This window comes from Kribbella sp. NPDC049227 (assembly GCF_043197265.1).
In the GTDB taxonomy this organism is placed as follows: Bacteria; Actinomycetota; Actinomycetes; order Propionibacteriales; family Kribbellaceae; genus Kribbella.
In genome coordinates this window covers 155,111-177,066 of record NZ_JBICST010000003.1, presented here as the reverse complement: position 1 = coordinate 177,066, position 21,956 = coordinate 155,111, and the positions used below count along the sequence as shown (strand labels likewise).

Annotated in this window: 20 protein-coding genes; 8 read left to right on the top strand and 12 right to left on the bottom strand. The window is 68.8% G+C overall.

Features of this window, described 5'->3' with window-relative positions; translation table 11 throughout:
• Window positions 1–9: 9 nt before the first annotated feature.
• Window positions 10–543 (bottom strand): hypothetical protein, encoded by a 534-nt coding sequence (locus ACGFH6_RS13250; RefSeq protein ID WP_393383305.1) that lies wholly within the window; start codon window positions 541–543, stop codon window positions 10–12.
• Window positions 544–672: 129 nt separating this feature from the next.
• Here ACGFH6_RS13250 and ACGFH6_RS13245 point away from each other — a divergent pair, with 129 nt between their 5' ends.
• Entirely contained in the window at window positions 673–1,521 is an 849-nt protein-coding gene (locus ACGFH6_RS13245; protein ID WP_393383303.1) for an SDR family oxidoreductase, read from the top strand.
• A gap of 12 nt (window positions 1,522–1,533) precedes the next feature.
• Here the strand turns inward: ACGFH6_RS13245 and ACGFH6_RS13240 are convergent, their stop codons facing one another.
• The 5 genes from ACGFH6_RS13240 to ACGFH6_RS13220 are packed head-to-tail and all read right to left on the bottom strand — an operon-like array spanning window position 1,534 to window position 9,100.
• The gene (locus ACGFH6_RS13240) at window positions 1,534–4,458 is read right to left on the bottom strand and encodes an ATP-binding cassette domain-containing protein (RefSeq protein ID WP_393383301.1); all 2,925 of its coding nucleotides are present in this window, start codon (window positions 4,456–4,458) and stop codon (window positions 1,534–1,536) included.
• Window positions 4,455–6,662, bottom strand: coding sequence for an ATP-binding protein (locus tag ACGFH6_RS13235; protein ID WP_393383299.1), 2,208 nt, complete (start codon window positions 6,660–6,662; stop codon window positions 4,455–4,457). Before ACGFH6_RS13235 ends, ACGFH6_RS13240 begins: the two co-directional genes overlap by 4 nt.
• Window position 6,663: 1 nt before the next feature.
• Window positions 6,664–7,188: a hypothetical protein gene (locus tag ACGFH6_RS13230; RefSeq protein ID WP_393383297.1), complete on the bottom strand. Its 525-nt coding sequence runs from the start codon at window positions 7,186–7,188 to the stop codon at window positions 6,664–6,666.
• Between the two features lie 36 nt (window positions 7,189–7,224).
• Window positions 7,225–8,361: a glycine C-acetyltransferase gene (locus tag ACGFH6_RS13225; protein WP_393383296.1), complete on the bottom strand. Its 1,137-nt coding sequence runs from the start codon at window positions 8,359–8,361 to the stop codon at window positions 7,225–7,227.
• Between the two features lie 7 nt (window positions 8,362–8,368).
• On the bottom strand, window positions 8,369–9,100 hold the full coding sequence (locus ACGFH6_RS13220; RefSeq protein WP_393383294.1) for an SDR family NAD(P)-dependent oxidoreductase: 732 nt from the start codon (window positions 9,098–9,100) through the stop codon (window positions 8,369–8,371).
• Between the two features lie 146 nt (window positions 9,101–9,246).
• Between ACGFH6_RS13220 and ACGFH6_RS13215 the strand changes: the two genes are divergently transcribed.
• A complete protein-coding gene (locus tag ACGFH6_RS13215) occupies window positions 9,247–10,101 on the top strand; it encodes a proline racemase family protein (RefSeq protein WP_393383292.1) in 855 nt (284 codons plus the stop codon).
• A gap of 8 nt (window positions 10,102–10,109) precedes the next feature.
• On the top strand, window positions 10,110–11,306 hold the full coding sequence (locus tag ACGFH6_RS13210) for a lipid-transfer protein (RefSeq protein WP_393383290.1): 1,197 nt from the start codon (window positions 10,110–10,112) through the stop codon (window positions 11,304–11,306).
• Between the two features lie 6 nt (window positions 11,307–11,312).
• On the opposite strand, the gene ACGFH6_RS13205 is transcribed toward ACGFH6_RS13210, so the two are convergent.
• A complete protein-coding gene (locus tag ACGFH6_RS13205) occupies window positions 11,313–12,278 on the bottom strand; it encodes an aldo/keto reductase (RefSeq protein WP_393383288.1) in 966 nt (321 codons plus the stop codon).
• A 103-nt stretch (window positions 12,279–12,381) separates the two neighbouring features.
• Window positions 12,382–13,794 carry a DUF2252 domain-containing protein gene (locus tag ACGFH6_RS13200; protein ID WP_393383286.1) on the bottom strand — a complete coding sequence of 471 codons (1,413 nt, stop codon included), beginning with the start codon at window positions 13,792–13,794 and terminating at the stop codon, window positions 12,382–12,384.
• Window positions 13,795–13,883: 89 nt separating this feature from the next.
• Between ACGFH6_RS13200 and ACGFH6_RS13195 the strand changes: the two genes are divergently transcribed.
• The 3 genes from ACGFH6_RS13195 to ACGFH6_RS13185 all read left to right on the top strand — a co-directional run bounded on the left by ACGFH6_RS13195 (window position 13,884) and on the right by ACGFH6_RS13185 (window position 16,682).
• Complete coding sequence (locus ACGFH6_RS13195; protein ID WP_393383284.1) at window positions 13,884–14,945, top strand: LLM class flavin-dependent oxidoreductase; 1,062 nt, start codon at window positions 13,884–13,886, stop codon at window positions 14,943–14,945.
• Between the two features lie 79 nt (window positions 14,946–15,024).
• On the top strand, window positions 15,025–15,729 hold the full coding sequence (locus ACGFH6_RS13190) for a hypothetical protein (protein ID WP_393383282.1): 705 nt from the start codon (window positions 15,025–15,027) through the stop codon (window positions 15,727–15,729).
• A gap of 134 nt (window positions 15,730–15,863) precedes the next feature.
• Window positions 15,864–16,682 (top strand): peptidoglycan recognition family protein, encoded by an 819-nt coding sequence (locus tag ACGFH6_RS13185; protein ID WP_393383280.1) that lies wholly within the window; start codon window positions 15,864–15,866, stop codon window positions 16,680–16,682.
• Between the two features lie 21 nt (window positions 16,683–16,703).
• On the opposite strand, the gene ACGFH6_RS13180 is transcribed toward ACGFH6_RS13185, so the two are convergent.
• Window positions 16,704–17,621: a hypothetical protein gene (locus ACGFH6_RS13180; protein WP_393383278.1), complete on the bottom strand. Its 918-nt coding sequence runs from the start codon at window positions 17,619–17,621 to the stop codon at window positions 16,704–16,706.
• A 67-nt stretch (window positions 17,622–17,688) separates the two neighbouring features.
• Between ACGFH6_RS13180 and ACGFH6_RS13175 the strand changes: the two genes are divergently transcribed.
• Window positions 17,689–17,994: a pyrophosphatase gene (locus ACGFH6_RS13175; protein WP_360447771.1), complete on the top strand. Its 306-nt coding sequence runs from the start codon at window positions 17,689–17,691 to the stop codon at window positions 17,992–17,994.
• Between the two features lie 2 nt (window positions 17,995–17,996).
• Here ACGFH6_RS13175 and ACGFH6_RS13170 read toward each other — a convergent pair whose 3' ends face one another.
• From ACGFH6_RS13170 to ACGFH6_RS13160, 3 genes are read right to left on the bottom strand one after another with little or no spacing between them, the layout of a single operon-like run.
• Window positions 17,997–19,553, bottom strand: coding sequence for a DUF6297 family protein (locus ACGFH6_RS13170; protein ID WP_393383275.1), 1,557 nt, complete (start codon window positions 19,551–19,553; stop codon window positions 17,997–17,999).
• Entirely contained in the window at window positions 19,550–20,191 is a 642-nt protein-coding gene (locus ACGFH6_RS13165) for an ATP-binding cassette domain-containing protein (protein ID WP_393383273.1), read from the bottom strand. Before ACGFH6_RS13165 ends, ACGFH6_RS13170 begins: the two co-directional genes overlap by 4 nt.
• A 7-nt stretch (window positions 20,192–20,198) precedes the next feature.
• The gene (locus ACGFH6_RS13160; RefSeq protein ID WP_393383271.1) at window positions 20,199–20,840 is read right to left on the bottom strand and encodes an O-methyltransferase; all 642 of its coding nucleotides are present in this window, start codon (window positions 20,838–20,840) and stop codon (window positions 20,199–20,201) included.
• Between the two features lie 94 nt (window positions 20,841–20,934).
• Here ACGFH6_RS13160 and ACGFH6_RS13155 point away from each other — a divergent pair, with 94 nt between their 5' ends.
• Window positions 20,935–21,915 (top strand): carbohydrate kinase family protein, encoded by a 981-nt coding sequence (locus ACGFH6_RS13155; protein ID WP_393383269.1) that lies wholly within the window; start codon window positions 20,935–20,937, stop codon window positions 21,913–21,915.
• The last annotated feature ends 41 nt before the right edge of the window (window positions 21,916–21,956 follow it).

Below are 21,956 nucleotides of genomic sequence, written 5' to 3'. Positions count from 1 at the left end.
TGTGCACGGTCAGCCGACCACTTGAGCGGCCACTGCCTTCAGTCCGTCGACGCCGGTGTCATCCGGGCCGTGGAACGAGAACGAGTACCAGGTGTCGCCCGCCAGTACCTGTACTTCGCGGGCGGCGATGTACGCCTGGTCGCCGAGGTCGATCGCCTTGGCTTTCGGGTACGCGCCCTTGGTCTGTTCGAACAGCTGTGCCAGCGTCATCCCGCTGGACTTGAGGTCGCCACGCAGCCCGTCCTGGCGCAACACGGTGAGCGAGAACGTCGTGGCCGGGGTGCCGCTCGAGCTGGTCCAGACGCACTGGTCGGACCCGGTCTCCTCCTGGTGGGTCGCAGCACCGTCACCGAAGGAGATCCCGAACTGTTGCTCCAGGCCACCAGGTGTCAACAGCTTGCAGGCGTCGACGGTGGCAGCGCTGCTCTTGTTCTCGATCGTCGCGGACGGCGTGCCCTTCGCGGCCTCACCGGAGTTCCCGCACCCACTGAGGGCGAGCACGAGGACCAGCAGAGATCCGGAGACACCAGCAGCAGGCCTCATCGGCGGAACTCCTTCCTGTCAGGCACGGGCTATGACGTATGCCCATACACTATGCTGATACGCCTAGGGTGAGCGCAAGGCTTTGCCGGGCAAATCTGCGAAGCCGGCAGCTCCGAGTGAGGAGAGACAATGGATTCCCTCGCAGGCCGTACGGCCTTCGTCACCGGAGGGGCACGCGGTATCGGACTGGCGATCGCACGCTCGCTCGCCGGCCGGGGTGTTTCCGTCGCGGTGGCCGACCTCGACGAACCGGCCTTGCACGCAGCCGATGCCGAACTGTCCGCGGTGACGAACTCCCGTTCCTACTTGCTCGACGTCCGTGATCGCGAGCGGTACGCCGAGATCGCGGACGCCGTCGAGGCGGAGCTGGGCCCAGTGAGCATCGTGGTCAACAACGCCGGCGTGATCGACTCCGTCGCACCGTCGCGGATGGACCACACCCTGTGGGACTACGTCATGGGGGTCAACGCGGGTGGCGTCTACAACGGCCTCCAGGCGTTCGTGCCACGCATGATCGAGCGCGGCCTCGGCGGACACATCGTCAACACCGCTTCAGCGGCAGGGCTCTTCGTCGACGGGCAGTCGCTGCTCTACAAGTCCGGATTCCTCTACCACGCGTCGAAGTACGCCGTTGTCGGCTTGAGCGAATCGCTGCGGGTGGAGCTGGCTCGCCACGGGATCGGCGTGAGCGTGCTGTGCCCCGGACCAGTGGCCACCGACATGGTGGAGAACACGCAACGCTTCCGGCCCGCGGACGCACCGGTGCGCTCGGCAACTATCACGACCATCCTGGCGGCGGCTCAGAAGCTCGTACGCGACGAGGGCGTTCAGCCATCGGCCGTAGGCGAACTCGTTGTCGACGCGATCATCCACGACCGGCCGTACATCCTCACGGCCCCCGACAACGCCGCACCGATCCGGTCCCGGATGGAAGCGCTGCTCGACGCCGTCCCCCAGGACCCGGCCCAGCCCGAGTAGGCCGACCGGTCGTCATCGGTCGGCCACGGCCAGGCCGGCATCGGAGCGCTCGATCGCTTCGATGCTGCCGCCCAGGTACGCGTCGACGACCAGCGGGTCGGTCCGCACCTCGTCCGGCGTGCCTTCGGCGATCAGGTGTCCGTCGGCCATCGCGATGATGCGATCGGAGATCCCCATGATGAGCGGAATGTCGTGCTCGATGACGACGAGCGTCAGGTCGAGCTCCTTCTTCAGGTCGACGAGCAGCGGCCCGAGCGCCTCGGTCTCGCGCTGGGCGACGCCGCTGGACGGTTCGTCGAGCAACAGGCAGATCGGCTGCAGCGCCACCAGACACGCGATCTCGGTGATGCGCCGGGTACCGGTCGACAGCTCCTGGATCGACTTGTCCCGGTAGCGATCCAGGCCCATCGCCGAGATGAGCGCACGGGCCTGGCCCTCCTTCTTCCGTTCGCCGAGGGTCACCCCGAGCGTCGACGTCACGAAACCCGTCGGCCGGACTCGCTCGAGCGAGAGCATGACGGTCTCTTTCACGGTCATCGTCGGGAACAGCGCCGCATCCTGGAACGATCGGATCAAGCCGCGCCGCGCGCGCCCTTCCGGGCCGACCTTGCTGATGTCCTCACCGTTGAAGAACACCTGTCCCGTGTCCGGTCTGGTGAAGCCTCCGAGCAGCTCGAACGTCGTCGTCTTGCCGGCGCCGTTCGGTCCGAGCAGTCCGACCGTCTCGCCGGCCCGTACGTCGAACGACACTCCGCGGACCGCGTGTACGCCGCCGAAGCTCTTGCGCAGATCGCGTGCCTCGAGCAGCGACGCACCCGCCGCAGGGCGATCCGCGATCTCGGTGCGCGGTTCACCGACACGCAGGTCGCTGACCCGGACGCCCCGGGCCGTCGCCGTACCGTCTGTCGTGTCCTCACCGGCGTACAGCGGCTCCGGATCGATGCCATGCCGGCGGGCGATGAACTTCACGATCCGGTCCCGGATCGGCGCGACGACCTGGATCAGGCCGCCAGGCTTCCACAGGATCAGCAGCAGTACGCCGAACTTCGTCGCGGCCAGCCCGATGTTGCCGATGTCAAGCAACGGCAGGCCGAGCACCCAGATCGCCCCGAGCACCGGACCGATCAGTACCGAGACGCCACCGAGCACAGTCATGACGACGACATCGATACTTGCCGAGGTCGGGAATGTCCCGGCACTGATGGTGGACAACGAGTGCGCGTACGTCGCCCCTCCGATGCCGGCGATGAACCCGCCGATCAGATATCCCTGCAGTTTGACGAGACTCGCCCGTACGGCGAACGCCCGCGCGTTCTCCTCGTTGTCGCGGATGGCGATGAGCAGGCGGCTGAATCCACTGCGCCGGATATTCCGCGCCACCACCAGGGCAAGGACGAACAGCGCCAGCGCGAAGTAGTAGTACGAGCGACCGGTGTCGAGCGCACCGATCGGCCACCCGGATGGCTTCCCCGGATCCTGACCGTCGCCGAGCATCCAGGGCTGCGTGAGCAGCCACAACGGCGCGGCCAGCGCGAACCCGAGCGTGGTGACGGCAAGCATGAGGCCGCGGATGCGGAGCGCCGGCAGGCCGATCAGCACCGAGACCAGTCCCGCGCCCAGACCGGCTAGCAGGAGCGCGAGCGGGAAGACGCCGGTGCTGCTGGCCACCTTGAACGAGATGACAGCGCCGATCGCGGCGACGGCGAACTGACCGAGCGTCAACTGCCCGCCGAGACCGGTCAGGACACCGATCGACAATCCGACGATCGCGAAGGCGAGGATGCCCGTGAAGGTCACCGACAGGCCGTTGGAGATGAACAGCGGCAGGATCGCGAGCACCGCGATCGTCAGGATGCTGAACGCCGGGCCCATCGCACGCACCGCCCAGAGACTCTGCAGCCTCTCCGGGATCGGCCGCAGGCCCTGCACCGCGGCCCAGCTGCCCTTCTCCTCGTCGCGCCCACCGCGCCGGCGCTGCACCAGCAGCGCGACCAGGATGATGGCGAACATGACGACCTCGACGAGGCCCGACTGCGGGTAGTTCCACAGCAGGATCTGCTCGAGGATGCCCAGACCGACCCCGGCCGCCAGTGCGATCGGCAGGCTCTGCATCCGGCCGATCACAGCAGCGGTGAGCGCACGCAGCAGCAACGCCGGACCGAAGCTGTCCGCACTGGCGAAGCCCTGCGTCGGCGCAGTGAGGATCGCGGTGAAGGCGGACAACGCGCCGGCGATCGCCCATGCCAGGGTCGACATCCGGCTCGCGAAGATGCCGGACATCCGCGCGGCTTCCGGATTGGCCGCCGCGGCGCGGATGGCCAGACCGAACCGCGACCGCTTCAGGAACAGTGCGATCGCGAGAACGAACAGGGGCGACAGGAACAGCATGCCGGAGTACGCCTCCGTCACGTGCAGCGCACCGACATTGAAGACCGGCAACCACTCCGGCTGCGGATACAGCGGTCCGGACGCCGTGGAGTTGATCAGAGCGGCGAAGATGACCAGGAACTGGCCGACGCCCAGCGTCGCGACGATCGACACGATCCGCGGTGCGTTCCGCAGCCGTCGTACGACGCCGGTCTCGGCGGCGGCCGCGGTCGCCGCCGACGCGAGCAACGCGATCACGAAGGCGATCCAGTACGGGACGTGCCATTTCATCGCGACGACGCCGAAGAACGCCGCTCCGAACGCGCCGATCTGTCCGTGTGCGAAGTTGATGATCCGGTTGCTCCGGTAGACCAGCACGATGCCGACCGCCAGCAGGCCGTAGGTCAGGCCAACGATCGTGCCGAGCATGATCACCGGCAGTGGCGTCTCCGCCTTGATGACGTCGTGCCGGTCGAGGACGCCGGTCACGATCTTGGTCAGTACGACGGCGGCCGTGAACGCCGCCAACTGGATGAGTGGCTTGCGAGCCCGCCGCAGTACCGCCGTCATCGCGCCGCTCCCGCACCGTGCAGGAAGACCGCGCGCAGCAGGTCGTCGCGAGCCAGAAGTTCGTCAGCGCGGCCGTCGAATCGCATCTCGCCCTTTTCCATGAAGTACGCGTGGTCGACCAGGTTCAGCGCGATGTTCACCGACTGCTCGACCAGCACCACGGCCGTGCCGTCGGCGTTGATCTGCCGAACCATGTCGAGGAGTTGACCGACGATCACCGGCGCCAGGCCGAGCGAGAGCTCGTCGATGAGCAGCAGGCGTGGACGGAGCATCAACGCCTTGGACAGCCCGAGCATCTGCTGCTCGCCCCCGGACAACGTCGAGGCCAGCGAGTTGCGGCGTTCGGCCAGTCGCGGGAACGCCTCGAGGCATCTCTCGATCGCGCTGTCCACGGCGCCGCGTTCCTTGGCCATCGTGTAGCCGTAGCTGCGCAGGTTCTCGACGACGGTCATCGGCCCGAAGACCGCGCGGCCGCCGGGGACCTGGGTGATGCCCAGCCGCATCCGGCGTTCGGCGTCGAGGTAGGTGATCTCCTGCCCCCGGTAGCGCACACTGCCCGCGGTCGGCAGGCCGATGCCCGAGATGACCTTGAGCAGCGTCGACTTGCCGGCGCCGTTGACACCGAGCAGCGCGACCATCTCACCGTCGTCGATGGTGAAGTCAGTGTCGAAGAGGACCTGCAACTGGCCGTACGAGAAGTTGATCCCGCGACAGGCCAGCAACGGAAGGCGCCCGCCGCTCTGCTCGACCCGGCGGATCTCCTCGTCCTCGACCACCTCGTCGATCATCCGGTCGAGGTCGGCTTCGATGAACGTGCCCGCGCTGGCGATGATGAAGGCACCGATCACGCCGGGTACGGCGATCGCGACCATCGTGCCGCCGATCCCGTACTGCTCCTCGATACCACCGAGGAGCAGTGCGCCGGCCGAACCGCCGATCGCGACGAAGATCCCGGCCAGCGCCTGGGCGTGCGGCCGCATGTGGGCCGGCACGATCGAGAGCATCGAGATGCCGAGCATCGGCTGCAGGAGCCCGATGCACGCTCCGGCGATCCCGAAGCAGATCAGCATCGGCACGAACGCCGGCATCACGCCGCCCACCGCGATGAAGACGACCGCCCCCGCCAGGAGGAATCCAGCCGCCCGCAGCACCCGCGCCGGCGAGGACCGGAACTGCTTCTCGCCGCGGCCTCCGTAGCCGATCAGGGCGAGGACGCCGATCCCGAAGAACACCGAGAAGAACAGGCCGCGCTCCCCCGGGCCGAGGTTCCACCGTTGGTCGAGGAAGACCGAGATGAAGGTGCCCAGCGGCACGGTGAGTACGCCGTACACCGCGAACCCGGCGAAGACCCTCCGGTTGGTGGGAATGAGCATCACGCGGCGGCAGATCTCCCAGAACCCGAGAGCGACGTCCCTGGCCGCCAGCGAGTCCGCCGACTCGCCGTGCTCCTCATGCACGCTGGCACGTAGCTGCTCGGAGTCCCACTTCCCGAAGCCCGGGTCACGCAGCCGGATCGCGCACAGCGTCAGCAGCAGCGAGGTGAGTCCCAGGGCCAGGAAGACGCCACGCCAGCTCAGACCGGCGACGGACGCCAGGATGCCGACCAGCAGCGGCGCCAGCGCCTGCCCGAAGGTGCCGATCGCGGTGTACGCCGTGAGCGCGCGTACCCGTGCGGCCGGTGGATAGCTGTCCGCGATGAGCGGCGCGTGCAGCGCGACGACCGATCCGGTGGCCAGGCCGTCGAGACAGAGAATGACGATGAGCGCGACCAGTGACGTGACGAGTCCGGTCATCAGCGTGATGGTGCTCCACACGATCCCGGTGACGATGCAGAGCACCGCGCGCCGCGCCCGGCTCTGGGACAGCCGCGCGATCGGCAGCGGCGCGATCGCGATGGCGAGCTGGTACAGCGCACGAGCTCCGACGATGGCGGCGATCGAGATGCCGAGCGTGCGGCTGATCTCGGGCGTCAGGACCGTGAACGCGTAACTCTGGAACGCACCGGTGACGAACAACAGGCCCAAGGCAACCATCGGGTAGTAGCTCAGGTTGTGCTTGCGGACCAGTGACCGGAAGCTCTCCGTGTTCTCGTCGCCGGTGACGCCGAGCGTCGCGCGGGCCTTCTCGCGCAGCGCAGCGCCGGCCTGTTCCACCTCCTGCAGGGCCGCTTGCTCGTTCGCCCGCACTTCTTCTCGGTCTGACACGTCAGAACCCCGCCTTCCGGACCCGGACTTCGAGGTCCCAGGCCGACTCACCGATGCGATGCCCGGAGGTGTCCATGAGCACGATCGTGATGGTGTGGAGTTGCACCTGCTCCTCGCTGCCGGGCAGATCCGGGATCGTCGGGATCTCGACCTCGCCGCTCGTCGTGGTGTAGACGTCGTGCTTGGCCAGGTAGTCCTGGTCGGGGCACGTCGGTGACTCCTCGCAGGGCGGGTCGCCGTCGGCCACGTCGTCCATCGTGTGGCCGGGCCTGACCGGCTTCTGATCGACGAAGACCGCGAAGTAGCCGGCCTCGTCCGACGGCGCCTCGCTGCCCTCCGCCGCGACCCGGAAGTCGTTCATCGTCCAGCTGACGGTGACCGGCGTACCCACTGTCGACCGGGCTTCGGGGCCGACGAAGTGCAAGCGGTCGTCCACCCGGAAGTTCAGCTGGGCGAAATCACATCCTGACAAGGAGATGACGGCAACCATCGCCATCGCGCCCCGCACAAGCCAGCGTCCGCCCATACTGTGCACCTCTCCGCGATCACGTATGCACGTACACTATGTGCGTACGCCGAAGGTTTCGCAAGCGTTGATTCCACGGACGACGTCCGCGATCGTGGTTGCCGCGGCCAACAGCTCGGCCCGGGTATGCGCGGCCGATACCTGCAGCCGGATCCGTGCGGTGTCAGCGGACACGACGGGGTAGGTCAGAGCGACCGCGAGGATGTCGCGCCGCAGCAGCTCGGCGGCCGCGGCCCGGGCGACGTCGGCGTCACCCAGGATGATCGGGATGATCGGGTGATCGCCGTCCGGGACGACGAGGCCATGGCGCTTGAGTTCGCTGCGCAGTAGAGCCGTGTTATCCAGCAACCGCGAACGGCGGTCGTCGTCGCGCTCCAGCAGGCGCAGCGCGTGCCGGCCCACCTCGACCTGCACGGGCGGGAGTGCGTTGGAGAACACGTACGGGCGCGCCTTCTGGCGCAGCAGGTCGACGAGCTCGCGCCGACCACTGACGAAGCCGCCCCCTGCGCCGCCCAGAGCCTTGCCGAACGTCCCGGTCACCAGGTCCACCCGCCCTGCGACTCCGGGCCCGCACACGGTGCCTCGTCCGCGGTCGCCGAGTACGCCGGTGCCGTGCGAGTCGTCGACGACGAGCAGTGCGTCGTACTCCTCGGCGAGGTCGCACACAGCGACCAGATCGGGGCTGCCGCCATCCATCGAGAAGACGCCGTCGGTGACGATCAGCCGACGCCGGGCATCGCCGGACGCCGCGAGCTCCCGACGAAGACCCTCGATGTCGCGGGACGGGTAGATCGCCCGGCGCGCCCGGCACAGGCGAAGACCGTCGATGATCGATGCGTGGTTCGCGGCATCGGAGATCGCGACATCGTCAGGTCCGAGCAGCACCTCGAACAGGCCGGTGTTCGCGTCGAAGCAGGAGGTGAACAGCAGCGACGTCTCGGTGCCGAGGAAGGCGCTCAGCTCCTGCTCGAGTTGCAGGTGCGCCGTCGACGTACCGGAGATGATCCGGCCGGAGGCGTAGCCGAACCCGAGCCGATCGAGCGCCTCATGGGCCACCCGGCGTACGTCGGGATCGTTCGCGAGCCCGAGGTAGTCGTTGGAGCAGAGGTTGAGGAGCTCGCGCCCGTCGCTGGTGCGGATCCGCGGGCCTTGCGGTCCGTCCAGGATCACCACGGCGGCATCAGATCATCAGCTCCCCGCCGTTGATGTCGAGCGACGCCCCGGTGATGTACGCCGCCTGGTCGCTGGCGAGGAAGGCCACCAGTTCGCCGACCTCCGACGGCTGCCCGATCCGCGGGACCGGCAGACCACCGAGGTATGCGTCGAGGTCCCGCCCGGCCGCGAGCGACCGCGCCATCTCGGTCTCGAAGAGACCGGGGCACACCGCGTTCACCGTGATGCCGAGCGGGCCGAGCTCCTGGGCCACGGCGCGCGTCAGGCCGAGGAGCCCGGCCTTCGCGGTGGTGTAGTGCGCACCGCCCAGGGTGGAGACGTTCTTGCCCGCGGTCGAGGAGAAGTTCACGATCCGGCCCCACCCGGCCGCCTGCATCCCCGGGAGACACGCTTGCGTCATCAGGAACGTGCCGGTGATGGAGACGCCCAGGACGCTCTGCCACTCGTCGAGACTGATGTCTGCGAACCGGGTGGAGCGAGCGATTCCGGCGGCGTTGACCAGGATCGACACCTCGCCGAGCCGGTCCACGACCTCCTCGTGGGCGCTGCGGACCTGATCGGGCGACGTCACGTCGGCGGTCACCGAGATGGCCTTGCCGGGCAGGTCCTTCGGTGGCAGCCGATCGACGACGGCCACGGCCGTTCCGCGGGCCAGCAGCGACTCGACACAGGCACGTCCCAGGCCACCGGCCCCGCCGGTCACCACAGCGACGCGCGCCGACTCGGTTGGTGCGAACATCCCGATGCCTCCGTCTCGAACTTGACCGCCGATTCACGCTATGAGCGCGCTCGGAGCCGGAGTAGCTCGCTTCGTCGGAAGCCGGTGACGGGTTTTCCTGCGCCTGTAGGGCGCAACCGCGATCACGCCGAACCAATGATGGTTCGGTGACTGGAACCATCGTGAGCGGATTCGTCGCCGAGGGGACGAGCGAGGGCCAACCGGTCGCGTGCTACGACCTGACCTCGTCGGAGCAGTGCGATCGCGAGGCGCTCGAACTGGTCCGGATCGACTATTTCAAGACCCGCGGAGGCGACCCGACGGCGATCGTCGCAGTGGTGTTCGCGCCATCGACGGACGAAGCCGACTACGGGCTCAGGTTCGTCGCCGCGCATGGGCCGCTCGGCGGATGTGGCGAGGCGACGTTGTTCGCCACCGCCATGTGCACCAACCCGAGCACGGACCCCGCGGTGACGTTCGAGACGGCGGCCGGTCTCATCGTCGGCAGGAACCTCAGCTCCGGCCGCGTCGCAGTCGACATGCCCGCGGTGGCGCGCACGTCGGTTCGTCGGCAGGTCGACTACCTCGACAGGCCCCTTCGGATCAGGTCGGCATCGGCCGGTGGCAACCGCTTCGCGGCCGTCACTGCGTCCGACCTCGGCGTACAGCTCGACCGGTTCTCGTTCCACGAGCTCACGGTCGCGGGGCACGACCTCCTGAGCCGGCTGCGTGGGCCGGCGAGCGAAGTCCCTGCGCCGGACATGCTCCTGATCACTGAACCGGTGACCGGATCGTCGACCCGCAGCGCGGTGATCTGGGGCGACGGCGTACTCAATCGCGGTCCGTGTGGAACCGGCACCTGCGTTCGCTACCTGCTCGCTGTCGAAGACGGCGAGGTCTGCGCGGGAGCGCCACTGGTTCACGCAAGCCCGTTCGGCCACTCCTTCGAGGCGCAGTCGATCGGGTCGGGCACGATCGATCAGCTGGACATCATGCTGTCCGGCCTCGTCACGATGGACTAGGAGACGACGTGCACAAGGTCTACGTCATCGGCGTCGGCATGACGAAGTTCGAGAAGCCGGGCCGCCGGAAGGGCTGGGACTACCCGGCGATGGCCAAGGAGTCCGGCAGCAAGGCGCTGGACGATGCCGGCATCACCTTCGACCGGATCGAGCAGGCCCACGTCGGCTACGTGTTCGGCGACTCCACCTGCGGCCAGCGCGCGGTCTACGAGCTGGGCATGACCGGCATCCCGATCACCAATGTGAACAACAACTGCTCGACCGGGTCGACCGCGCTGTACCTCGCCGCGAGCGCGATCCGTGGCGGTCTGGCCGACTGCACGCTCGCGCTCGGCTTCGAGAAGATGCAGCCCGGTTCACTCGCCGCGGCGTACGACGACCGTGAATGGCCGGTCGCGAAGCACGTCCGGGCGCTGGCCGAGCTGCGCGAGTTCGCCTCCCCGCCGGCGCCGTGGATGTACGGCGTCGCCGGGTTGGAGCACAACGAGCGGTACGGCTCGACACCGGAACACTTCGCGAAGATCGCGGCCAAGAACCACCGGCACTCGGCGAACAACCCGTACGCGCAGTTCCAGGACGTCTACACCGTCGACGACATCAAGAACGCCAAGACGGTCTACGCCGACGCGGGCCTGACCAGGCTGATGTGCTCGCCGACGTCCGACGGTTCCGGCGCCGCGGTGCTCGCGAGCGAGCGGTTCGTCGAGGAGAACGACCTCGGTGACCGCGCCGTCGAGATCGTCGGCCAGGCGATGGTCACCGATCTGCCCTCGACCTTCGACACCAACAGCGCGATCAACCTGGTCGGCACGGACATGAGCCGGAAGGCGGCCGATCAGGTCTACGCGCGGACCGGGCTCACCCCCGACGACCTCGACGTGATCGAACTGCACGACTGCTTCGCCCCGAACGAGCTGTTCACCTACGAGGCCCTCGGCCTGGCCGGCGAAGGTGAGGGGCACAAGCTGGTCGACGGCAACGACACGACGTACGGCGGCCGCTGGGTCGTGAACCCGTCCGGCGGACTCATCTCCAAGGGCCACCCGCTCGGCGCCACCGGCCTCGCGCAGTGCGCGGAGCTCACGTGGCAACTCCGCGGCGAGGCCGGTGCGCGCCAGGTGGACGGCGCAGCCGTCGCCCTCCAGCACAACATCGGCCTCGGAGGCGCCGTCGTCGTCACGGCCTACCAGCCCGCCGACCGCTGAGGCCGGTCAGGACAGGATCACGCTGACCTCGGCCAGTTGATCTTTGGTGAGAGGGCCGTGGTCGAGGGCGCCCGCGTTCTCCTCCACCTGGGCTACCGTCTTGAAGCCGGGGATCGGGATGAAGGCTTCGCTGCGAGACCAGAGCCACGCGAGGGCGCCTTGGGCCAGGGTGCGGCCGTCCGACGTCAGGATGTCGCGGACGGCGTCGAGGCGGCGGAGGGACTCGGCCTGGTCGCCGGTGCGGAAGTTCCAGCCGTGGCGTACGTCGTCCGCCGGCAGGGTGCTGTTCTCGTCGAACTTCCCGGTCAGCAGGCCCATGCCGAGCGGACCGCGGACGATGCTCGCGAGCCCGTGCTGCTCGCACAGCTCCAGCACCTCGGCATTGCCGCCGAACACGTTGAAGTGCTGCTGGATCGCCTTGCAGTGCTCGCTCTTCGCGAAGACCGCGGCCCGCTCCGGGCTGTCCGTACTCCAGCCGATCGCCCGAACCTTGCCCGCGGCAACCAGCTCCTCGAAGACCGCGAGGACGTCGTCCGCCTTCGCCAGGTCGTACCCGCCCAGGTGGAACTGGTACAGGTCGATGCGGTCCGTCCCGAGCCGCCGCAGCGACTCGTCACAGGCCCAGCGGATGTAGTCCGGGTCGCCGTTCTCCCCCGGTGCCTCGCGGGTCTCCTCGACGTAGGTGTAGCCGGCCTTCGATGCGATCACGATGTCGTCGCGGACATCGCCGAGCGCGGCCGCGATCAGCTTCTCGCTGTGGCCGCAGCCGTAGACGTCGGCCGTGTCGAAGAACGTGACCCCGAGGTCGTAGGCCCGCCGCAGCGCCCGCTTGGACTCGTCGTCGTCGATCACCCCCCATCCCACCGGACTCCCCTGCCGTGCGTGTGGCCCGCCGATCGCCCAGCACCCCATCCCGAGCGCACTGACTTCCGGTCCACCGTCGCCGAGCGAACGCTGTGCTGCCTTCGTCACCGGTCCTCCGAATCGTTGGGGAACGTCTCCAGCATCCTGTTCACGATCCCGGCGCACAGTCCAACAGGGAAATCTGCTGGCCCCGACAACTCGCAGTACTGAGTCAGAGGCCGGTCCGGGCCTCGGCTGTCCCGGATTTCACCGCGTCGGCGAGTGCCGCGTGGTCGCGTTCGTTCAGATCGGCGTAGGTCTCGGCGAACTCGGCGACGGCGTGGTCGAAGCGTGCCGACTTGCCCAGGTACGCCGCGATCGCGAAGCGGTCGCCGGAGCGGGCATGGGCCCGGGCGAGCGTCCAGCCGCACAAGCCGGCGTACAGATCCAGGCCCTGCGGACGCAACTCGGCGATCTCGGTCGACATCTTCCAGTCGCGCAACTGCCGCAGGTAGTAGTCCTCTCCCGGCACCGTCGCCCGCAGCCAGCCGAGGAAGATGTCGCTGGTCGCCTGCATCAGGCGCTGCCCGGAGACCACCCGCTCCCCGTGATTCGTGTACGCGGATGGCCCGGCGTACGCACTGAGGACGGACGGCCCGGCCTGCTTGGCCTGCAGCAGGAGCGCCTCGTCCGCGACGGTGGACTCGAGCAGCAGGACCCAGGCCCGGGTACCGACACTGCCGACGCCGACCACCTTGTGCGCGACGTCCGTCAGCCGGAAGTGGTCCAGCAGGTGCCCGCGATCCGACTGGAGTGTCGCGCGGTAGTCGATGAACAGTTCGCCGAGTGCCGCGAACACGTCGGCGGTGTCGAACCCGTCGACACCGTCGAGTTCGTCGATGGGAACGACCAGTGGCGGGTTCGAGACGATCCGGCGTTGTCCGTCGACGACCTTGGTCAGCTTGCCCACCGCCTGCAGGTTGTCCCGCGAGTAGGCCTTGGCCAGCCTCGACTCGGTGGCGTGGACCAGCGACTTCTGCCGCCTCAGGTCGGCACGGGACAGCGTCGCCTTGTACTGCGCGACCGTGTCCTCGACGTCGAGCCGGGCGTACCAGACCGCCAGGATCGACTGCCGGGCGAACGCACGCATCGACTTCCGGTAGCTCTTGACCGCTCTCCGGGCGGCTTTGCGGCAGTGCTTCGGGCTGAACCCGTTGGCGCGGCCGGCCACCACGAAGCTGGTCGCCAGGCGTTTCACGTCCCACTCGAACGGACCGGGCTGCGTCTCGTCGAAGTCGTTGATGTCGAACACGAGCCGCCGTTCCGGGGAGGCGTACGCCCCGAAGTTCGACAGGTGCGCATCCCCGCACAGCTGGACCGGCACCCCCGTCGCCGGCGTCCGCGCCAGGTCGGACGCCATGATCAGCGCCGCGCCGCGGTAGAACGTGAACGGCGACACCAGCATCCGCCCGTGCCGGATCGGCACCAGCTCAGGAACCCGTCCCTCCGCCTGTCCGAGCAGCAACCCGATCGGGTCCCGCGAGGCGTCCGCCCCGACCTCGGCATGAGCGTCGAGCGGCACCTCCTTCCGCACCGCCTTCCCCCGCGCCGCCCGCTCCTCGGCGCTCGGCCGCTCCGCAGTCATAACGCCAGCGTCCACCCGGCCCGGCCCGCTTGACCAGACCGCGAGACGGCTCGAAAGCCTACTAATACAATGGACATAAACTCCTTTGTATGACTTTCCTCTGGTATCTCCCGAATCAGGTCGATCCCGGGCATCGCGGGGACGACGCCGTCGCGGGTCACAACAGTCTGGAGCGGTTGACCGAGCTCGCCCGACTCGCCGAGGACCACGGCTGGGGCGGCGCGTTGATCGGGACCGGGTGGGGCCGGCCGGACACGTTCACGGTGGCGACCGCACTGGCGGCGCGGACGACGACCTTCCAGCCGCTGGTGGCGATCCGGCCCGGGTACTGGCAGCCCGCGCACCTCGCCTCGGCGGCGGGCACGCTGGATCAGCTGAGCGGCGGACGGCTGCTGATCAACATCGTCTCCGGCCAGGACAATCTCGCCGCGTACGGTGACTCCGAGGGCGACCAGGCACAGCGGTACGCCCGGACGCGCGAGTTCCTCCAGCTGGTACGACGATTGTGGACCGAGGAGGACGTGTCGTACGCCGGTGAGTACTTCTCGGTCACCGGATCCACGGTCGCCACGCGTCCCGTCGTACGGGAAGGAAGGCCGCATCCGCGGTTGTACTTCGGGGGCGCGTCCGAGGCGGCGCAGCGGGTGGCGGCGACGGATGCCGATGTGCAGCTGTTCTGGGGTGAGCCGCTGGATGGGATCGCGGAGCGGATCAGCCGGCTGCGTTCGCTCGAGTCCGAGCTGGGGCGGGAGCATCCGCCGCTGGAGTTCGGGCTGCGGATCACCACGCTCGTCCGCGACACCACCGAGCAGGCGTGGGCGGACGCCGAGGCGAAGGTCGCGAAGCTGGCGGACGCTGCCGGGTCCCGGGACCGCCGGTGGTTCAAGGCCGTCGGGCAGCAACGGCTGCTCGACCTGGCGGAGCGTGGCGACGTACTCGACGACAATCTGTACACGGCACCGGGCAAGTACGGCGGAGGCGGCGCGGGGACGACGTGGCTGGTCGGATCACCCGACGACGTCGCGAAGTCCCTCCGCAAGTACCAGGACCTCGGCGTTACCCATTTCATCCTCTCCGACACGCCGTACCGCGAGGAAACAGTCCGCGTAGGCGACCAACTTCTGCCGCTGCTCCAGGAGACCGCTCCGTGACCAGTTGACCGCGGCGTTGCTGGCCTCCTGGTGTCGTACGGTCCTGACCTTCGATGTCGATGCGAAGGGCCGAGTTCTGATGCAGACCGCACCGCTCTCAGTCGGGATGACGTGGGGCCGATCCGCCGCTGCCGCCGTGGGCGCAGCGATCGGAGGGCTTGCTGCCGTGCTGGTCGGCGGACCTCTCTTCGCGTGGTTGTTCATCCACGTCGGTGGACCCATCGCGGGGGACATGATCTCCGGGGCGACCGAGGGACGCTCGGGGATCGAGGGCGCGCTGGTCGGCCTCTTCGTCGTCATCGCTGCCGTCATCGTCGCGGTCCTGGTCGTCGCCGCTCTCGTCGCGCCGGTGTTCGTGCTGCTGCCGCTGGGCGCCACGGCCTTTGCGCTGCGGCTGGCCAAGGCCGGCCTGATCCTGCGGTCCCTGTGGCTGACGATCGTCGCGGTGGCCGGCCTGGCGGCGCTCCGGCTGATTCTCTTCCATGGCCGGCCCGCGATCACGATCCATGCGTCCGGCGACCAGCAGGCCGGCGACCTGCACCTTCCCCACTTCGGTCCCGGCGGCTGGGCGTGGATCCTGATCATCGCCGGCGGTGCGTTCGCCGGGCGCCTGGTGGTCGAACTGTGGCAGCCGGCCCAGGCCGCCCAGCCCGACCCGGCCACCGCGCTCGCGAAGCCGTGGCAGCGAGTGGTCCGGATCTGGGTCGGCATCCTCGTCCTGGTGGTGGTCGTCGTCCTGGTCACCGTCGTCGCGTTCTGGCTGCTCGCCGGGGTTTCTGCGTGAACCGGATCACTGTTTGGGGTAAGAACCGACAGGACGTTCGTTCAGCCTTGACGACTGCGTGCCGAGTGTGATCGGTTGATTACCGAGTGCCAGCAGCGATCTGCGGTGCTTGTGAGGCACGTGAGGAGCACTCGATGGTGACTTATCTGCCGCGGTCCGCCTGGAGGGCGCGGCCGCCGAACGACGGGCCGGGGAACCTGACCGTCTCCAGAGTCCAGGGCACGGTGATCCACTGGCCCGGGACCGGATCGACCAGTGTCATCCACAGCCAGGCGGCGGTCGCGTCCGCCTTGCGTGGGTGGCAGAACTACCACATGGACGACCGGGGCTGGTCGGACATCGCGTACCAGGTCGCCGTCGACCAGGCCGGCCGGGCCTGGACGCTGCGCGGGCTGCGGACCCAGTCCGGCGCGAACGGCAACAACGATCTCAACGAACGGTACGGCGCGATCCTGCTGGTGCTGGTCACCGGTGAGCAGCCGAGCGCCGCGCTGAAGGCGACCACTCGCGCGGTGATCGCCGACTTCCGCAAGATCTTTCCCCGCGGTACGGCGATCAGGTCGCACTCCGCGGTCCGGCCGGGCGGCACCGACTGCCCCGGCCCCGCAGCCCGGGCGGCGCTCGCCCGCGGCGAGTTCACCCCAGGTCACGTGGAGGACGATTTGCCGTACACACAAGCTCAGCTCAGGGCCATGATGCAGGCCGAGATCGAGGAGTACATGAGGCGGTTCTGGGCCGCGCCGACCGGCACCGGGACCGCCATCCGCAAACAGCTCAACCGGATCGAGGCCTCGGTAGCCCGCGCGGCGATCAGCGAGGACACCGGCCTCGACCAGCCGCTCGTCCCTGCTCCGGACCCGCAGCCCGACGTGGAGTCACCGGCTGACGGTTCCGGTGTGCCCGAGTCCGGCAAGGAGCCCGAGCCTCTCCCGGTGCCCGACGCGGAGAAGTAGTGACCGCTCGCCGTACGTTGCTCAAGGCAACGTACGGCGTCCGGCGGCGGTGAGCACCCGCAGCGCGTTGAGGGTGATCATCTCGTTCGGACCGCTGCGTCCCCAGTCGACGACCTCCGGCGTCCGCGTGCCGCCGAGTGGGCCCCACCACGGCGTACCGGCGTTCCACCGACCGTCCGGTCGTCGCCGCTGCTCCAGCTCGTCCAGTGCGTCGGCGGCGCGTTCGTCCCGGGCGAGTCCGAGCCGCGACAACACGAGCAGCGCTTGCAGGATGTCGTAGTGCCAGTACGGCGGATAGGCCGGCCGCAACCACCGCTTGTTGATGACTGCGCCGGTCGACAGGCTCCGGAACAACCTGTGCTCGAGGAACAACTCCCCTGCCCGCAAGGCCGCGTCCCGGGCGGGGATCTCTCCGGTGGCCCGGTAGTACTCCTGCAGACCCCAGGCCGCGGCATGCGTCTCATGGAACGACGAGCGCCGGCCGGACGCCTTCCGGTCGCAGTTCCAGCCGCCGTCAGGCCACTGCCACTCGATCAGCCCCTCCGCGAGTTGCTGGACGCGCGGATCCGCCGCCAGCCCCAGCCGGGCACAGGCTCCGAGCGTGTTCCCCTCGATCGAGCCACACCGCCGTACCAGTCCGTCGACGACACTCACGCCGTACTTGAGCGACCGCATCACCTCGGCCAGGTCGTACTCCGCCGCCTCGACTGCCCGCGGCTCCCCGGCCGGCACCTCCAACTCCACCAGCGAAACGATCCGCCAGTGCGCCCCGGTCCACTTCTTGTACGCGCGCTTGTCCGCACAGGCGTCGGTCAGCAACGTCTCCACGATCGCCCCACCGAGCACGTCCTCCCCATGCTCCTCCCCCAGCAGATCCCGCCGAGCCATCCCCCGAACCGCAGGCTCCGCCGACCCCACCAACCAAGCCACCACATCCATCCCCCCAGTCTGCGCCAGCCCGCCGACAGTGCGCAGGACTGTCGGTGGGGGCTGGTTGGGTACGGGGGTGGATCTTGCGGAGCTTTCGGGGCGGTTGGAGAAGTTGTCGGTTCGGTACGGCGAGGTGCTCGGGTTCGAGCGGGATCCGGACTGGTTCTTGCTGAAGTTGCAGGAGGAGGTGGGGGAGCTGACGCAGGCCTACCTGCAGCACACCGGGCGGGCGCGGGAGAAGGGGCTGGGGGCGGAGGAGATCCGGGCCGGGTTTCATCAGGAGTTCGCTGATGTGTTCTGTCAGTTGATCCTGTTCGCGCGGCAGCACGACGTGGATCTCGAGCGCGAGATCGAGCGGAAGTGGCTCGTGCACGAGGTCTAGCGTCAGTCCTGTTTCGGCCGGATGGCGAACATGATCGCGAGGACGAAACCGGGGATCACCAGGACCCAGGTGGAGCTCAGGTTGAGCAGGACCGGGGCCAGGCAGAGGATGAGCAGATCGAAGCCTCGCATCGGCTGCGAGAACAGGCCGGGCGGGATCGCGCCCATCGGTGAGGCGACGAGCGGTCCGGAGTACGACGGCGGCCGCGCGGAGGCCTGGCGGACGGCGCCCGACAGCATGCCGGCGGCGACCGCGAAGGCAGCGGCTCCGTTTCCGATCGCCGGGAACGCCAGCGCCGCCCACACCGCGGCGAACAACGCCGGGACGACCGCCATGATCGCCCGCAGTTCGCGCAGATCCATCCCGAGCGCACGGACCAGGCCGGTGGAGCGGCACACCGATCGCAGCCCGTCCATCAGCGGCCGTACGGCGACGAAGCCCGCGAACCCAGCCGCGATAGGCACCAGTACGTCGAACCCTGTTCCCGCGACGGCATACGGTACGACGAGCAGCGCGAAGCCGATCACGAGCCGCCGGGGCCAACGCAGGATCCGCAGGAACTCCCGCTGTACCAGTGCAGCACCCCGGGACCCACGGCCGCGCCGCGTCCGCACACGACCCTTCATCCGCCAGTGCCGGCCCGAGACGACGTCAGCCAGCATGCTGATGTCCAAGCTGCTCGCCGCCCCGGCCAGGCCGGCCAGCAGCTCACCACCGGCGATCACAGTGGATCGAGTCAACTTGTCGAGCGTCTGAGCGGTGATGATCACCAGCGCAACCACCACGATCAGACAGACCACCCCGACCACCAGGAAGTGCGTCTGCGCCGCCGTCAGCAGGTCCGGCTCCGACGAAGGCTGGCTGAGAGAAACGAGCGCAGACCCGGTGATCGACTGAGCCGACGCCGGCTCACCGCGAACCGCCAGCCACACCGCCGGAATCGCGGCCGCGATCAGCAGCAGGTCCGCCACGCGGAGTGTCCACCTGCTCCGTCCCGCCAACTGCTGCGCCCACACCGTCACACAAGCAGCACAGACCAGCAGCGACGCCGTCAGCACCGACGCTTCCCCGATCGACCGCAGTTGCGCGCCGAGTAGCGCCCAGGCGATCACCGACGCCACAGCGCCACTGACCGCCACAACGACGATCACGAGCCAGTACGCCGGCCGCAGCAAGGCCGTCCGATTCACCGGAGTGGCCAGCAGCCAGAACCCGGCCGCCCGCGACGCTGACACCGGCCCGACACTCAGCAACACCCGCAGCGTTGTTGCCACGAGCAACGGCACCAGGATCCACGGCAGGTAGTGCGCCAGGTCCAGGCAGGCCGGCGTCGTACAGCGGGACGCGTCCGCGTTCAGCTGCCGCAGGACGTTGCCGCCGGTCGCCCCGGCCATCGCGAGCGTGAACAGGACCAGGTAGGCGTCCTCGAAGATCTGCCCGAACGAGCGGTCCGCCCGGCGCCGCCGGGTCGTGCGCATCCACTGGCGCAGCGCCCGCGACGTCGGGATGGCGCCGAAGTCCGACGGGTCGAAGACGACCGGACCGTCCGCAGAGCTCATGGCAGCGGGGTCAGGGTGACGACGGAGTCCGCGACCGACTCGACCAGGGCCGGGTCGTGGCTGGCGAACAGGATCGACGTACCGGACCGCTTCTCCTCGCTCAGACGGTTGGACAACCACTGGACGCCGTCGACGTCGAGGCGAGCTTCCGGCTCGTCGAGGACGAGGAGTCTTCGCGGCCGGACCAGGGCCGTGGCCAGGGCGAGGCGGCGGCGCTGACCGGACGACAGCGAACCGGGCAGCTGGTCCGCGGCCGGCAGCAGGCCGATGTCGTCGAGCAGGGTGTCGACCAGGTCCTCCGGCTCCGGGTTGCCGTGGGCGCGGGCGAGCAGGTCGAGGTGCTCGGCCGCGGTCAGGTCGGGGAAGAAGTCGAGGTCGTCGAGCAGGGTGGCGACGTCGCGTCGTACCGCTTCGGCACGTTCGTCGATCGGCAGGCCGTCCAGCAGGATCTTGCCGGCCGCGGGCTCGGCCGAGCCGACGATGCACTTGAGCACCGTCGTCTTGCCGGCGCCGTTCGGCCCGACCAGCGCGATCGCCTTCCCCGGTGCGAGGCTGAACGTCAGGCCTTCGATCACCGGGCGATCGCCGTACTTGTGCTGCAGCCCCGACACGGCGAGGCGCGCCGCCACCTTGCTCACGCGCGGCTCACTTCTTGCGGACCAGGGTGAGCCCGTCGCCGATGCCGAGCATGACCACGTCGACCCGGGCGTCCTTGGCGATGTGCGCGTTGAACTCCTTGCGGTCGACCGGATCCTCGTCGTGAACGCCGACCACGCGCCCACCGGCCAGGGTGTTGTCGAACAACATCAGCCCGTTCGGCCGGATCAGCGGCAGCACGGCCTCGAAGTACTGGATGTACCAGTCCTTGTCGGCGTCCACGAAGGCCAGGTCGAACTCGCCGTCCAGCTCGGTCACCGACTGGTGCGCGTCACCGATCCGCAGGTCGATCTTGTCCGCCACGCCGGCCCGCTCCCAGTACTTGCGGCCGATCGAGGTCCACTCGTCGTCCACGTCGAGGCAGATCAGCCGCCCGTCGGCCGGCAGCCCGCGGGAGATCGCGAGCGCCGAGAAGCCGGTGAAGGTGCCGATCTCGACCGCCCGGCGGGCGGAGATCAGCCGGGTCAGCGTGGTCAGCAGGGCGGCCTGGTCCGGGGTGGTGAGCATGACCGAGGCCCGTCCGAGCCCCTGGGTCTCGGCGACCAGTTCGGTGGCGATCTCGTCCAGTGGCATGCCGTGCGCGACCATGTAGTCGTGCAACTGGTCCGTCACCTGCACCTGATTTCCCATCGAATCCCGCCCTCCGTGTATTAGATCGGTCGCCTGTAGTCTCTATGGGTTGCCCGAACCACGATCAACCACCCCACCCGAGGGAGCACCCCGTATGCGCATCGCCGTCGCCGGATCGATCGCGACCGACATCCTGATGACGTTCCCCGGACGGTTCAAGGACCAGTTCCTGGAAGAACAGATGCACAAGGTTTCGCTGTCCTTCCTGGTCGACGAGCTGGTGGTCCACCGCGGCGGCGTGGGGGCGAACATCTGCTACGGCATGGCCCAGCTCGGTCAGCCCTCGCTGCTGGTCGGTTCGGTCGGTGCCGACTTCGCCGAGTACGGCGCCGCGCTCACCGAGGCCGGTGTGGACGTGTCACACGTGCGGGTCTGTGAGAACGTACACACCGCCCGGTTCACGTGTACGACCGACCTGGACGCGAACCAGATCGCATCGTTCTACACCGGCGCGATGGCCGAGGCGCGCGAGCTCGACCTGGCGGCGATCCACGCCAAGACCGGCGGGATCGACCTGGTGCTGGTCGGCGCCGACGACCCCGAGGGCATGCTCAAGCACACCGACCTGGCGAAGGCGCACGGGATCGCCGTGGCCGCGGACCCGTCCCAGCAGCTGGCCCGGATGGAGGGTGCGGAGATCCGGCGGCTCGTCGACGGGGCGACGTACCTGTTCAGCAACGAGTACGAGGCCGGCCTGATGGCGCAGAAAACCGGCTGGAGCCACGGGGAGATCCTGGAGCGGGTCGGCGTCCGCGTGACCACCCACGGCGGCGACGGTGTGGTCATCGAGAACTCCGACGGCATCCTCGCCAAGGTCCCGGCCGTCCCGGCTCCGGGACTGGTCGACCCGACCGGCGGCGGTGACGCCTTCCGGGCAGGCTACCTCACCGGCCGCGCCGCGGACCTCGACCACGAGGCGGCCGCCCAGATCGGCTGCACCCTGGCGACCACGGTCCTCGAGACGGTCGGCACCCAGGAGTACACCCTCGACCGCGCCGTGTTCCTCGACCGTCTGGAGTCGGCGTACGGCTCCGACGCCGCTGCCACCGCGGACGGCGCCCTCAAGTCGGCCTGACTCCTCAGAGCACGTCCATCGTGAAGGTGGCCTGCTTGCTG

Excerpts from the sequence above, each read along its gene's own strand:
- ACGFH6_RS13230 (WP_393383297.1), bottom strand. The coding sequence starts at position 7,188 with ATGGGCGGACGCTGGCTTGTGCGGGGCGCGATGGCGATGGTTGCCGTC.
- ACGFH6_RS13170 (WP_393383275.1), bottom strand. The coding sequence starts at position 19,553 with ATGAGCTCTGCGGACGGTCCGGTCGTCTTCGACCCGTCGGACTTCGGC.
- ACGFH6_RS13220 (WP_393383294.1), bottom strand. The coding sequence starts at position 9,100 with ATGTTCGCACCAACCGAGTCGGCGCGCGTCGCTGTGGTGACCGGCGGG.
- ACGFH6_RS13185 (WP_393383280.1), top strand. The coding sequence starts at position 15,864 with ATGGTGACTTATCTGCCGCGGTCCGCCTGGAGGGCGCGGCCGCCGAAC.
- ACGFH6_RS13155 (WP_393383269.1), top strand. The coding sequence starts at position 20,935 with ATGCGCATCGCCGTCGCCGGATCGATCGCGACCGACATCCTGATGACG.
- ACGFH6_RS13160 (WP_393383271.1), bottom strand. The coding sequence starts at position 20,840 with ATGGGAAATCAGGTGCAGGTGACGGACCAGTTGCACGACTACATGGTC.
- ACGFH6_RS13245 (WP_393383303.1), top strand. The coding sequence starts at position 673 with ATGGATTCCCTCGCAGGCCGTACGGCCTTCGTCACCGGAGGGGCACGC.
- ACGFH6_RS13200 (WP_393383286.1), bottom strand. The coding sequence starts at position 13,794 with ATGACTGCGGAGCGGCCGAGCGCCGAGGAGCGGGCGGCGCGGGGGAAG.
- ACGFH6_RS13195 (WP_393383284.1), top strand. The coding sequence starts at position 13,884 with ATGACTTTCCTCTGGTATCTCCCGAATCAGGTCGATCCCGGGCATCGC.
- ACGFH6_RS13180 (WP_393383278.1), bottom strand. The coding sequence starts at position 17,621 with ATGGATGTGGTGGCTTGGTTGGTGGGGTCGGCGGAGCCTGCGGTTCGG.
- ACGFH6_RS13190 (WP_393383282.1), top strand. The coding sequence starts at position 15,025 with ATGCAGACCGCACCGCTCTCAGTCGGGATGACGTGGGGCCGATCCGCC.
- ACGFH6_RS13250 (WP_393383305.1), bottom strand. The coding sequence starts at position 543 with ATGAGGCCTGCTGCTGGTGTCTCCGGATCTCTGCTGGTCCTCGTGCTC.
- ACGFH6_RS13240 (WP_393383301.1), bottom strand. The coding sequence starts at position 4,458 with ATGACGGCGGTACTGCGGCGGGCTCGCAAGCCACTCATCCAGTTGGCG.